The organism is Hydrogenophaga sp. GW456-12-10-14-TSB4, from assembly GCF_059424305.1.
Genome location: NZ_JBWKZH010000073.1, coordinates 15842 through 28547 on the forward strand (window position 1 = coordinate 15842; position 12706 = coordinate 28547).

Annotated in this window: 11 protein-coding genes; 4 read left to right on the forward strand and 7 right to left on the reverse strand. The window is 66.9% G+C overall.

All coding sequences use genetic code 11. The features are described 5' to 3' along the window. Window positions 1–174: 174 nt before the first annotated feature. Window positions 175–1821: a chaperonin GroEL gene (gene groL / locus AC07ZS_RS25360; protein ID WP_494801251.1), complete on the reverse strand. Its 1647-nt coding sequence runs from the start codon at window positions 1819–1821 to the stop codon at window positions 175–177. A 47-nt stretch (window positions 1822–1868) separates the two neighbouring features. Then, the gene (gene groES / locus AC07ZS_RS25365) at window positions 1869–2162 is read right to left on the reverse strand and encodes a co-chaperone GroES (protein ID WP_494801252.1); all 294 of its coding nucleotides are present in this window, start codon (window positions 2160–2162) and stop codon (window positions 1869–1871) included. Window positions 2163–2494: 332 nt separating this feature from the next. Here groES and AC07ZS_RS25370 point away from each other — a divergent pair, with 332 nt between their 5' ends. Both AC07ZS_RS25370 and AC07ZS_RS25375 read left to right on the forward strand, forming a co-directional pair. Further along, window positions 2495–4156, forward strand: a complete 1662-nt coding sequence (locus AC07ZS_RS25370; RefSeq protein ID WP_494801253.1) for a sensor domain-containing diguanylate cyclase — start codon at window positions 2495–2497, stop codon at window positions 4154–4156. Between the two features lie 77 nt (window positions 4157–4233). Continuing rightward, window positions 4234–4785 (forward strand): NADPH-dependent FMN reductase, encoded by a 552-nt coding sequence (locus AC07ZS_RS25375; RefSeq protein WP_494801254.1) that lies wholly within the window; start codon window positions 4234–4236, stop codon window positions 4783–4785. A 13-nt stretch (window positions 4786–4798) separates the two neighbouring features. On the opposite strand, the gene AC07ZS_RS25380 is transcribed toward AC07ZS_RS25375, so the two are convergent. The 3 genes from AC07ZS_RS25380 to metK all read right to left on the reverse strand — a co-directional run bounded on the left by AC07ZS_RS25380 (window position 4799) and on the right by metK (window position 9032). Further along, complete coding sequence (locus AC07ZS_RS25380; RefSeq protein WP_494801255.1) at window positions 4799–5587, reverse strand: SDR family oxidoreductase; 789 nt, start codon at window positions 5585–5587, stop codon at window positions 4799–4801. Between the two features lie 29 nt (window positions 5588–5616). Beyond that, entirely contained in the window at window positions 5617–7668 is a 2052-nt protein-coding gene (locus AC07ZS_RS25385) for a PAS domain-containing sensor histidine kinase (protein WP_494801256.1), read from the reverse strand. 182 nt (window positions 7669–7850) lie between these two features. After that, window positions 7851–9032 carry a methionine adenosyltransferase gene (metK, locus tag AC07ZS_RS25390; protein WP_494801257.1) on the reverse strand — a complete coding sequence of 394 codons (1182 nt, stop codon included), beginning with the start codon at window positions 9030–9032 and terminating at the stop codon, window positions 7851–7853. Window positions 9033–9190: 158 nt separating this feature from the next. On the opposite strand from metK, the gene AC07ZS_RS25395 reads away from it, so the two are divergent. Continuing rightward, window positions 9191–10054, forward strand: coding sequence for a lysophospholipid acyltransferase family protein (locus AC07ZS_RS25395; protein WP_494801258.1), 864 nt, complete (start codon window positions 9191–9193; stop codon window positions 10052–10054). Further along, a complete protein-coding gene (locus AC07ZS_RS25400; protein WP_494801259.1) occupies window positions 10054–10977 on the forward strand; it encodes a lysophospholipid acyltransferase family protein in 924 nt (307 codons plus the stop codon). The genes AC07ZS_RS25395 and AC07ZS_RS25400 overlap by 1 nt, the downstream gene beginning before the upstream one ends. Here the strand turns inward: AC07ZS_RS25400 and AC07ZS_RS25405 are convergent. Both AC07ZS_RS25405 and yihA read right to left on the reverse strand, forming a co-directional pair. Further along, complete coding sequence (locus AC07ZS_RS25405) at window positions 10962–11903, reverse strand: alpha/beta fold hydrolase (protein WP_494801260.1); 942 nt, start codon at window positions 11901–11903, stop codon at window positions 10962–10964. The genes AC07ZS_RS25400 and AC07ZS_RS25405 overlap by 16 nt on opposite strands. A 25-nt stretch (window positions 11904–11928) precedes the next feature. Beyond that, a complete protein-coding gene (gene yihA, locus AC07ZS_RS25410) occupies window positions 11929–12645 on the reverse strand; it encodes a ribosome biogenesis GTP-binding protein YihA/YsxC (RefSeq protein ID WP_494801262.1) in 717 nt (238 codons plus the stop codon). Between the last annotated feature and the right edge of the window lie 61 nt (window positions 12646–12706).

Here is a 12706-nt window from a genome sequence, read left to right on the forward strand (position 1 = left end):
AAAACAAAAAGCCCCGCGATTTCTCGCGGGGCTTTTTGTTTTGGGATTTTGTCAGCATGCAGTGATGCATTCCGACGCAGCATGAGGCGCCAGGCCAAGGCGCAAGGGCGTAGACAGTGGCAGCGCCACGGCAAGCCCTTGCAACGCCGGCATGGCGTCTCAGGCAAGGAGCAATTACATGCCCATGCCGCCCATGCCGCCCATATCACCCATGCCGCCACCCGGCATGGCAGGTGCGTCGTCCTTCGGGGACTCGGCGACCATGGCTTCGGTCGTCAGCATCAGGCTGGAGACCGAAGCGGCGTTCTGCAGCGCGGTGCGGGTGACCTTCGTCGGGTCCAGAATGCCCATTTCGATCATGTCGCCGTAGGTGTCGTTGGCGGCGTTGAAGCCGTAGTTGCCCTTGCCGGCCAGGATGGCGTTGACCACCACCGACGGCTCGCCACCGGCGTTGGCCACGATTTCGCGCAGGGGCGCTTCGATGGCCTTGAGCACCAGCTTGATGCCGGCGTCCTGGTCAGCGTTGTCGCCCTTGATGGTGCCGGCGGCCTGACGGGCGCGCAGCAGTGCGACGCCGCCACCGGCCACGATGCCTTCTTCCACCGCAGCGCGGGTGGCGTGCAGGGCGTCTTCCACGCGGGCCTTCTTTTCCTTCATCTCGACTTCGGTGGCGGCACCGACCTTGATGACGGCCACGCCGCCGGCCAGCTTGGCCACGCGCTCTTGCAGCTTTTCGCGGTCGTAGTCGCTGGTGGCTTCTTCGATCTGCACGCGCACTTGCTTGACGCGGGCTTCGATGTCAGCGGCGGCGCCGGCGCCGTCGATGATGGTGGTGTTTTCCTTGCCGATTTCCACGCGCTTGGCCTGGCCCAGGTCGGCCAGGGTCACCTTCTCGAGCGTCAGGCCCACTTCTTCAGCGATGACCTTGCCGCCGGTCAGGATGGCGATGTCTTCCAGCATGGCCTTGCGGCGGTCGCCGAAGCCAGGGGCCTTCACCGCCACAACCTTCAGGATGCCGCGGATGGTGTTGACCACCAGCGTCGCCAGGGCTTCGCCTTCGACGTCTTCGGCAATGATCAGCAGCGGACGGCCGGCCTTGGCGACTTGCTCCAGCGTGGGCAGCAGGTCACGGATGTTGGAAACCTTCTTGTCGTACAGCAGCACGAAGGGGTTGTCCAGCAGCGCCGATTGCTTCTCGGGGTTGTTGATGAAGTAGGGCGACAGGTAGCCGCGGTCGAACTGCATGCCTTCGACGACGTCGAGTTCGTTCTGCAGCGACTTGCCGTCTTCTACGGTGATCACGCCTTCCTTGCCGACCTTGTCCATGGCATTGGCGATGATCTCGCCGATGCTGGTGTCGCTGTTGGCGGAGATGGAGCCGACCTGGGCGATTTCCTTGCTGGTGGTGGTGGCCTTGGAGGCCTTCTTCAGCTCGGCGATCAGGGCTTCCACAGCCTTGTCGATGCCGCGCTTGAGGTCCATCGGGTTCATGCCGGCGGCCACGTACTTCATGCCTTCGCGCACGATGGCCTGGGCCAGCACGGTCGCGGTGGTGGTGCCGTCACCGGCGTTGTCGGAGGTCTTGGAAGCGACTTCCTTGACCATCTGGGCGCCCATGTTCTGGAGCTTGTCCTTGAGTTCGATTTCCTTGGCCACGGACACACCGTCCTTGGTCACGGTGGGGGCGCCGAAGGAGCGCTCGAGCACCACGTTGCGGCCCTTGGGGCCCAGGGTGACCTTGACCGCGTTGGCCAGGATGTTCACGCCTTCAACCATGCGTGCGCGGGCTTCGCCGCCGAAAATGACGTCTTTTGCTGCCATGTTGTTTCTCCGGATTCAGTAAAAAGTGGGGGAGGGGGCGCGGAGGATTACTCGACGACCGCGAACAGGTCGTCTTCCTTCATGACCAGCAGCTCGTCGCCGTCGATCTTGACGGTCTGGCCGCTGTACTTGCCGAACAGAACGCGGTCACCGACCTTGACGTTCATGGCGGCGATTTCGCCCTTGTCGTTCTTCTTGCCAGGACCGACCGCCAGGACTTCGCCCTGGTCGGGTTTTTCGGCGGCTGCGTCGGGAATGACGATGCCCGAGGCGGTCTTGGTTTCGCTGTCAACGCGCTTGACGATCACGCGATCGCCGAGAGGACGAAGTTTCTTGGTCATTGCATCTCCTGGGTATGGAACGGATGGGGTTTATTCAGAACGGCGGTGCCAGCCCGGACAGGCCAGCGGATACCGCTGATCGACTTGGCAGAGCGTGTTAGCACTCAACGCCAGCGAGTGCTAATCATAAGGGCGTCGGAACCCCATTTCAAGATCGGGTGGCTTTATTTCTGGCGCTTGCGGTGTCCGGCCGACCCGCCGGAGATCCTGTTGTCACAAACATTTACGATGCCGGGATGGATCGCATTTTCCCGCTCGCCGCACCGGTTGCCCCTGCCTTGACTCGGCCTATCCGGATGTGGGCCGCGTTGCTCCTGGGTCTCTGTTTGACCTTGGGATGGGGCGTCGCCCGGGCGTCCGCCCCTGCGGCCACCGATGTCACCCTGCAGGCTTTCTACTGGGTCGATACCACGGGGCAGGCGTCGCTGGAAGAGGTGCAGGGCCGGCCAGCCGGGGATTTCCAGCCTCTGGACCGCTACCGGTCCTTTGACCTGGCGAATGCCGCGCTGTGGTTGCGCCTGGACCTGCCGGCGCTGGACACCGGCCGCCGCTGGTACCTGGCCTTGAGCGCGGCGGCGTTCATCAACCGGGCCACGCTCCATGTCGCCGACGCCCAGGGGCAGTGGACAGTGCAGCAGGCCGGCGATCTGTTGTCGGTGTCCCAGTGGAGCCACCCGGACCAGACCCCGGTGTTTTCCGTGCCCGCCGGGTCGGCGGGCACAGTCTGGTTGCGGCTGGAGAACCGGCCCGCGTCGCTGAGCCCGCGTCTGCTGCTGCTGGAAGAAGACACGCTGCAGGAAACGCGTTACTGGACGTTCCTGTTGATCGGAGGCTATCTCGGTTTCGGTCTGCTGGTCTTGTTCTGGGGCTGGGTGCACGCGCGCCTGTACGGCGACCGGGCTTTCATCGCTTACTGCTGTTATGTCGCGTGCATGCTGGGTTTCCAGGCGGCCTTCACCGGCGTGGGCGGGTTGTTCTTCTGGCGCGACTGGGCCTGGTGGAACGACGCCGCACCGGCGGTGTTCATGCTGTGGCTCACCGCATCGGGCATCTGGTTCGTGCGCGAGGCCTGCGCGGTGTCGCGCCACCACCGTCGGGTGGACCGCTTCGTGCTGGCCTGGTGCGGGTTCGGCTTGTTGTTCCCGGTGGTCTACCTGCTGCTGCAGAACCAAGTGGTGTTTGCCGTGCTCAACCTGTACGGCCTGTTGTCGGTGATATTGAGCTTCACGCTGTGTGTCTGGACCTGGCGGCTGGGCGAGAAGTACGCGGGCTGGCTGGCGTTGGGCTTCCTGCCGGTCCATCTGAGTTACCCGTTTCCTGCGCTGCGCTCGGCCGGTGTCCTGCCGGACAGCTGGGCCACCCAGTACGCGGTGCTCATCGGTTCGGCGATCGAAATCCCGCTGTTGCTGTACATCCTGCACCGACGCGCCAAGGAGTTCAACGAGAACCACGCCCGCCTGCGCGCGATCGAGAGCACCGACCCCCTGACGGGCTTGACCATTGCACCGGTGCTCGACCTGCGCCTGCGCGACGCCATGCGCCGCTCCAGGCGCTATGGTCATCCTTGTGGTCTCCTGATGGTGGAGCTCGTCAACCATGCGGACATCGCGGCTCGCCAAGGGCGGGAGGTGGCCGACCGCGCGCTGGTGGTGGCCGCATCGCGCCTGTTGCACGTGGTGCGCGACGTGGACACGGTCTGCCGCGTGGCGAATGCGCGCTTTGCGGTGCTCGTCGAAGGGCCGCTGCAGCCGGACCACCTGATGTTGCTGGCGCAGCACATCGTCGCGAAGGGCCTGGAGCAGGTGCCCTCGCTGCCGGCGGGGGTGTCGCTGCGCTTTCGCCTGGTCTCCATGTCGCTGCTGGACGGGGCGAGCGAGGGGGACGATGGGCGCCTGCTGGATCGGCTGGGCGCGGCGTTGGACCAGATGGCCGATGACGCCCGCAAGGTCGTGCTGCACCTGCCGGCTCGCTCAACGGTACCCACACCGTCCTGAGTGTTTGTCTTGAGCCTGTAGTCTGTCGCCCTCACCCTTCGTGCTTGTTTCAACCCCGTACCTGGAGAGGATTCGATATGAGTGGATTCCAAATTGGCGTGATCGTCGGCAGCCTGCGTCGCGACTCCTTCAACCGTCAGCTGGCCACCGCGCTGGCCCGGCTCGCTCCCCAGGAGTTCACGTTCAAGCCACTCGAGATCGGTGACTTGCCGCTGTACAACCAGGACGACGATGCCAACCAGGCCGCGCCGGTCAAGCGACTCAAGTCCGAGATCGCGGCCTCGCAAGGCTTGCTGTTCGTGACCGCCGAGTACAACCGCTCCATCCCCGGTGTGCTGAAGAACGCCATCGACCACGCCTCGCGCCCCTATGGCCAGAACGCCTGGGCCGGCAAGCCTGCCGGGGTGATCGGTGTGTCGGTCGGTGCGATCGGTACCGCGCTCGCGCAGCAGCATCTGCGCAATGTGCTGGCCTACCTGGATGTGCCCACGCTGGGCCAGCCCGAGGCCTTCATCCAGTCCAAGGAAGGGCTGTTCGACAAGGACGGCGGCATCGGCGCGGACAGCAAGGCGTTCCTCCAGAAGTGGATGGACACCTATGCCGCCTGGGTGCGTCGGCACGCGGGCTGAGGGCCCGCCCGGCTCAGAAATGCGCCAGGTAACCGCCGTCCACCACCAGCACCTGGCCGGTGACGTAGCTGGCGGCGGGTGAGGCCAGAAACACCGCCGCACCCCCGATTTCCTCCGGCCGCCCCCAGCGGCCCAGCGAGCTGCGCCGCTCCAGCCAGGCGGCGGTGGCGGCGTCCTCCACCATCGCGGTGTTGGTGTCGGTGGCGAAGTAGCCCGGTGCGATGGCGTTGACGTTGATGCCCTGCGGGCCGAGTTCGGCCGCCAGCGCGCGCGTCAGAGCTTCGAGCGCGCCCTTGCCAGTGGTGTAGGCGGCGTCGCCGGCGCGCGCGATCGGCCCAGCGATGGAGGTGACATTGATGATGCGGCCGAAGGCCTGGGCACGCATGGGCCGCGCCACTTCGCGGCACAGGTGCCAAGCCGAGACAAGGTTGGCTTCCAGCAGCTCGCGCAGGGCCTGGGCGGGCAGTTCGTCCAGGGGCTGGCGCCGGCGCTGCCCCACGTTGTTGACCAGGATGTCGATCTGGCCGCTCTCGGCCAGGACGTGGGCCACGGCCGCGCTCGCAGCGGCTTCGTCGGTCACGTCGAAGGGCAGCGCGTGGGCGGTGCCGCCGCTTTGCCGTACCTGATCCACGGCTTCGCGCAGGGCGACGGCGTCACGGCCGTTGAGCCACACGGCGGCGCCATGGGCGGCCAGCGCCTTGGCCATGCACAGACCGAGGCCGCGGGCCGCGCCGGTGACGACGGCGACGCGGCCTTGCAGGGAGAACAGGGTGGTGGGAATCGGGGCGGTGGTGGGGTTCACCGCGCGATTATCGGCCGGCCTTCGGCAACTCAGGCCGGCAGCTCGGCCAGTGAGGACTCGGGAAACGCCATGTCCTGTTCCATGCCGTCGAAGGGCAGGGTGAAGTAGAAGGTGCAGCCTTCACCGGGCGCGGTCTCGGACCAGATGCGCCCGCCGTGGCGCTCGATGATGCGCTGCGACAGCGCCAGGCCCGTGCCCGTGCCTTCGAAGTCCATGGAGTGGTGCTGACGCTGGAACATCACGAACAGGTTGTGTGCCTTTTCCAGGTCGAAGCCCACGCCGTTGTCGGCGATGTAGAAGGTGCGGCCGCCCACGGGGTTGACCTTCCAGCCCACCTCGATGCGGGCCGCGTCGCGCGGTCGGGTGTACTTCACCGCGTTGCCCAGCAGGTTGCCCAGGGCCTGGGCCAGCAACATGGCGTCGCCTCGCACGATGGGCAGGTCGTTCTCGATCACCCATTCGATGCGGCGGTCCGGGTTTTCCTGTTTCAGGTGCGCGATCACGCCCTGGACGAGCTGGGCGATGGGCACCGGTTGGGTGTCGACCGCCACGCGACCGAGTCGAGCGTATTCGAGCAGGCCTTCGATCATCAGGCTCATGCGCTTGGAGGCCTTGGCGATCGAGTTCTGGTACTGCAAGGCCAGCGTGTCGGCGGAGTCGCCCATCTGCTCTTGCAACAGGCTGACGAAGCTCGCGATGTGGCGCAGGGGTGCGCGCAGATCGTGCGAGACCATGTGCGAGAACACGTCCAGGTCCTTGTTGGCCGCCACGAGCTGTTGTGTGCGCTCGGCGACGCGTTTTTCGAGCTCGCGGTTGAGGTCGTTCATCACGTCCTCCAGGCTCTTGGCCGCGGTCATGTCGCGCGTGATGCTCGAGAGGCCCTGCAGTTCGCCCGCTTCATTGCGCAGCGCGGTCAGCACGGTGTGCGCCCAGAAGCGCGAGCCGTCCTCGCGCAGGCGCCAGCCCCGCGTTTCCCACTGGCCGTGGGCCTTGGCCAGGCGCAGCACCTGGCCGGGGTCGACCTCGTCTTCGCCCGCGTTGTCGGTGGACAGCAGCACTTCATAGGAACGACCCATGATCTGCGAACGGGTGTGGCCGTGCAGCCGCTGGGCGCTCTCGGTCCATTCGGTGATGCCGCCGTTTTCGTCGACGAAATAGATGCAGTAGTCCTGGATCGCGTCCACCATCAGCCGGTAGCGCTGCTCGCTGGCAAACAGCTCGGCGGAGCGCGAGCGCACGCGCTCTTCCAGGTCCTGGTTGGCGTGCAGCACGAACTCCTCGGTGCGGCGGCGCTCCGTGATGTCGTGCAATTCAATGAAGAAGCCCTCGACCGAACCGTTCTGGAAGTCGGGGATGTAGTGGATCTCGAAGTAGTTGCGCGAGCCGTCGGCGGCCACGCGCTCGGCCTCGAAGGTCTGCGTCTGGCCGGAGAGGGCCTGTGCCACGCGCGGCAGGATGTCGGGCAGGATGTCGGGCCGCACCACCTGGCTCAGGGGCGAGCCCACCATGTCGATCGGCAGTTTGCCGTAGCGCGCGGCGTGCGCGTGGTTGGCGAAACGGCAGATCAGGTTCTTGTCGTAGTAGGCCAGGCGCGCGGGAATGCGGTCGGTGATGCTGCGCAGCAGGCTGTCCTGGGCCGAGGCGGCCTGGGCCGCGTCGAGGGGTGTGACCACCGCGCTGCCGTGCAGGAAATGGCCTTCGGCATCGAACACCGGCGTGGAGGCGAGGCGGGCGCGAAAGAGGCTGCCGTCGACGCGTTGCCAGTCCAGGTCGACCGGCTCGCTCTGCCCGCTCTGGCGCAGGGATTCCACGTGGGTGGTCAGCGCGTCGCGCGAACGCGGCGCGACGAGTTCGTTCAGGGGCATGCCCGGTGCGCCGTGGCCCAGCCAGCCCAGCAAGGCCTGGTTGAGATGCACGCAACGCTGCTCGGTGTCAAAGGTGAGCAGACCGCAGCTTGCCTGGTCGCAAAGGGAGCGGGCGCTGTCCAGCGCGGCCTGGAGTTCTTGTGTGCGCAGCGCCAGCAACCGCTCGAGCTGTTGCTCTGGCGTTTCCATCCCGTCGGGGCAGATAGAGGTGTCCATGGTTCAGGGCTCCCGGGTCATTGCATTGCAGCCAGAAAGGTGGCTTGTACTCCCATATCGGACGCCGCCGCTGAAAATTCAAATTGTTACGACCGGTGGTTTTCCCTGTTGTCCGAAAAAAGTACGAAAAAAAGCCCCGCAGGCTGTCGCCCGGGGGCCTTGTCGGCCGATTGCGTGAAAATTTACAGGCCGGCGGCCTTGCGCAGCGCGGCGGCCTTGTCGGTGCGTTCCCAGGCGAATTCGGGCTCTTCGCGACCGAAGTGGCCGTAGGCGGCGGTCTTGGTGTAGATCGGGCGCAGCAGGTCCAGCATCTGGATGATGCCCTTCGGACGCAGGTCGAAGTGCTCCTGCACCAGGGCGGCGATCTTCTCGTCGGGGATCACGCCGGTGCCTTCGGTGTACACGGTGACGTTCATCGGGCGGGCCACGCCGATGGCGTAGGCGACCTGGATCTGGCACTGCTTGGCCAGGCCGGCGGCCACGATGTTCTTGGCCACGTAGCGGGCGGCGTAGGCGGCCGAGCGGTCCACCTTGGACGGGTCCTTGCCCGAGAACGCGCCACCGCCGTGCGGGCAGGCGCCGCCGTAGGTGTCGACGATGATCTTGCGGCCGGTCAGGCCGCAGTCACCCTGCGGGCCGCCGATGACGAAGCGGCCGGTCGGGTTGATCAGGTACTTGGTGTCCTTGAGCCATTCCTTGGGCAGCACGGGCTTGATGATCTCTTCGATGATGGCTTCGTTGAACGAGGCCTTCATCTTGTGCGGCGTCTCGCTCTGGTCGGGCGAGTGCTGGGTGGAGAGCACCACGGTGTCGATGCTGTGCGGTTTGCCATCGACGTAACGCATGGTCACCTGGCTCTTGGCGTCGGGACGCAGGAAGGGCAGGCGGCCGTCCTTGCGCAGCTGGGCCTGGCGCTCCACGAGGCGGTGGGCGTAGTAGATCGGCGCGGGCATCAGCTCGGGCGTCTCGTCGCAGGCGTAGCCGAACATCAGGCCCTGGTCGCCAGCGCCGGTGTTCAGGTGGTCGTCGGACGCGTGGTCCACGCCCTGGGCGATGTCGTTGGACTGCTTGTCGTAGCAGACCATGACCGCGCAGCCCTTGTAGTCGATGCCGTACTCGGTGTTGTCGTAGCCGATGCGCTTGAGGGTGTCGCGTGCGACCTGGATGTAGTCGACGTGGGCGTTGGTGGTGATTTCACCGGCCAGCACCACCAGACCGGTGTTGCACAGGGTCTCGGCGGCCACACGGCTGCGCGGGTCCTGGGTGAAGATTGCGTCGAGGATCGCGTCGGAGATCTGGTCGGCGACCTTGTCGGGGTGGCCTTCGGAGACGGATTCGGAGGTGAAAAGGAAATCGTTCGCCATATATATAAACTCCACATTGGTTGACCGGCGTTGCCGGTCTGTCAGAGTTCGGCGAACGCTTTAGCGGAATTTATGAATCGCCCCGCAATTAGTTCCATAACTCGGCGATGGCCGCATTCTAAATCAAGCCGGCGCCCCCTTCCCGCCCCTCCCGTCCCGTGACCCTGTTGATCCATGGCCTTTTCCGCGCGCTGAGCTGGATGCCGTTGCCCGTGCTGCACGCGGTGGGCTGGCTGCTGGGCTGGCTCAGTTTTGGGCTCTCGGGCCGGTACCGGCGGCGCCTGTTCGCGCACGCCGCCCAGGCCGGGTTTTCGCGCCGGGTGGCGCTGGCCTCGGTGGGCGAGTCGGGCAAGCTGGTGGCGGAACTGCCCCGCCTGTGGCTCGGCCGGCCGGTGCCCGTGACCTGGGCCGGCGCAGAGCATATCGAGGCGACGCAACGAGAAGGCTTGGCGGTGTTGTTCCTGACACCCCATCTGGGGTGTTTCGAGATCACGGCCCAGGCCTATGCGCAGCGCTTTGGCGCAGCGCACCCGATGACGGTGCTGTTCCGTCCGGCGCGCCAGCCCTGGCTGCGCGATCTGGTGGCCGGTGCCCGCCAGCGCCCCGGCCTGTTCGCCGCGCCGACCACCCTGGCGGGTGTGAAGCAACTCATCAAGGCGCTCAAGGCCGGGCAGGCGGTCGGCCTGTTGCCCGATCAGGTGCCGCCCGAGGGGCAGGGCGTGTGGGCGCCGTTCTTCGGCCGCGATGCCTACACCATGACCCTGTCGGGCCGACTCGCCCAGGCCGGGCGCGTGCACATCCTGCTGAGCTGGGGCGAGCGCCTGAGCGCGGGCCGGGGCTACCGCGTGCATGTGCGGCCGTTCGAGCCGCTCAACGGCGGGCCGTTGGCGGACGATCCGCTCGAAGCGGCGAAACAGATCAACCGCGCCATGGAGGCCCTGGTGCGAGAATGCCCCGCCCAGTACCTCTGGTCCTACAACCGCTACAAATCGCCGCCGCGGTCGACGCCGCAGCCGCCCTGATGTCTTCACTGCCCCCCACCTCCGACGCTTCGCTGCCACCTGGCAACCTCGGCAACCGCCTGGGGGTGGCTTTCATGCGCCTGCTGGCCGTGCTGCCGCTGCCCTGGGTGCGTGGCCTGGGCTGGTTGCTCGGTCGGGCGCTGCATCTGGTGGCCGTGCGGCGCCGGCGCATCGCGCGCATCAACTGGGGCCTGTGCTTTCCGGAAAGCAGTGAGGCCGAGCGCAACCGAGCGGTGCGCCAGCACTTCGTGTACTTCGCTCAGGCCTGGCTCGACCGCGGCTGGCTGTGGGAAGCGCCTCTGGCGACGGTGCGCCGGCGCCTCACGCTCGCCGGCGATCTGCAGGCCCTGGCTGGCAACGAACCCACCGTGATCTTCGCGCCGCATTTCGTGGGCATGGACGCCGGCTGGATCGGACTCACGGCCCACCTGGAGCGCCGTTTCTGCGGGCTCTATGCGGAGCAGCTCAATGCCGACGTGGACCGCTGGATGGCCCAGGGCCGCCAGCGCTTCGGCAACCCCCATGTCGTGGGCAAGCGCCAGGGCATCAAGCCGCTGGTCGCGGCGATGCGCCAGGGCCTGCCGCTCTACCTGTTGCCCGACATGGACCACGGTACGCGCGACGCAGCGTTCGTGCCCTTTTTCGGTGTGCAGACTGCCACGCTCATGTCGCTGTCCCGGCTGGCCCGCCTCGGGCGCGCCTGCGTGGTGCCGGTGGTGAGCCGTCTCACGCGCGAGGGCTACGAGATCCAAGTGATGTCGCCCTGGCCCGACTACCCGACCGCCGATGCCGAGGCCGACACGGCGGTCATGAACCGCTACCTGGAGGACTACATCCGCCAGGCACCCGAGCAGTACTACTGGGTGCACAAGCGCTTCAAGACCCGGCCCGGCAACGAGCGGTCGTTCTACGCCGACCTCTGAGCCGGCCCCGGTTCGAGGAAGCCGCCGATCAGGGCGGCCACCCGCTCGGGCTGTTCGTGCACGATCCAGTGTGTGGCGCCGGGCACGCGCTCGATGCGCAGGTCGTTCACATACGCTTCCAGCCCCTCCAGCAAGGCCTCGGGCAGCGCGGTGTCGTTCAGGCCCCAGATCACCAGCGTCGGTCGTGCGACGGTCGCTTTCTCGCGCGGCACCTGCACGGCCGCCGCCCCGGGATCTTCGGCGGTGGGTGGGCGCAGGGGCGATGCGGCGTAGTACGCACAGGGGCCTGCCAGGCCCTGGCGCCAGACGGCGCGGTAGCGATCGCGCGTGGGTTCGTCGAGCCAGGCCATCGGCCCGCTGTCGGCCGCCATGTGGGTGAAGAAAGGCCAGAGGCGGGCGAAATCGTTGTCGGCCAGCAGTGCCGGGGCGTCGGCGCGGATCAGGAAGTTCATGTACGCGCTGGCCGCCTGCTGTGCCGGCGAGTGCGCCAGTTCGCGCTGGAAGGTGGCGGGGTGCGGTGCGTTGACGATGACCAGCTGCCGCATCAGGGTCGGTTGCTGTGCCGCGAGGCCCCAGGCCAGCGCGCCGCCCCAGTCGTGGGCGACGAGGCCAGCGAGCTGGCCGGGCGTGGGGCTGTCGGCGGTGACGGCCGTGATCAGCGCGCCAAGGTCTTGCAGCAAGGGCTTGGCGCGGTAGGCCGAGGTCTCGGTCGGCGCGCTCGACTGCTCGAAGCCGCGCAGGTTGGGCGCCACGCAGCGGTAGCCGCCGTGTTCGGGTCGGGCGAAGCGCAGGAGCATTTCGTCCCACACGAAGGCGGCTTCCGGGAAGCCGTGAAGGAACAGCAGGACCGGTCGGCCGGGATCGCCGGCAGCGCGGCAACTCAGCGTGATGCCGTGGGGCAGGGCTTGTTGGAAGGTCTGGATCATGCGGGCTCTCCGGAGCCCGCACGGTTCAGTCCAGCGCGGGCGGCTCGTCGTCGGGAACGGGGTCGGCCGCCTGGGCTGGCGCAGTGGCGCCATGCGTCCATTGCCAGAGCAGCAGCGCCACCTCGTCCAGCCCCTTTTTCTTCAGGGCCGAGAAGAGTCTCGCTTCGCCGCCGCCGGACTGCAGTCGCGCAATCGACAGCGCCTTCTGCGCTTCCGCGTGGTTGAGCTTGTCGGCCTTGGTGAGCAGCACCAGGAACTTCAGGCCTTCCTCGACCCGGGGCCGGATCACCTCCAGCAGGATCTCGTCAAGCTCGGTCAGGCCCAGGCGCGGGTCGATCAACAGCACCACGCCCTTGAGGTTCTCGCGGGTGAGCAGGTAGTTGCCCATCACGCGCTGCCAGCGCAGCTTGGCCTCGCGCGGCACCGCCGCATAGCCATACCCCGGCAGGTCGGCCAGCACTGCGTCGGTGACGCCCTGTTTGCCGAGCGAGAACAGGTTGATGCTCTGCGTGCGGCCCGGCGTCTTGGACGCGAAGGCCAGGCGCTTCTGCTGCGTCAGCGTGTTGATGCAGGTGGACTTGCCCGCGTTGGAACGGCCGACGAAGGCGATCTCGGGCACGTCCAGCGGTGGCAGGTGCTCGAGTTGCGGGGCGGTGGTGAGAAAGCGGGCGGTGTGCAGCCAGCCGTGCGCGATCTTGGGATCGGGCTTGAGGGGATCGATGGTTTTTCCAGCGCGGGGTATCGGGGCTTTGAGGCCCGGGGCGTCGTGAGACGGCGAAGCGGTCTGGGGGGCTGGAGTGGGG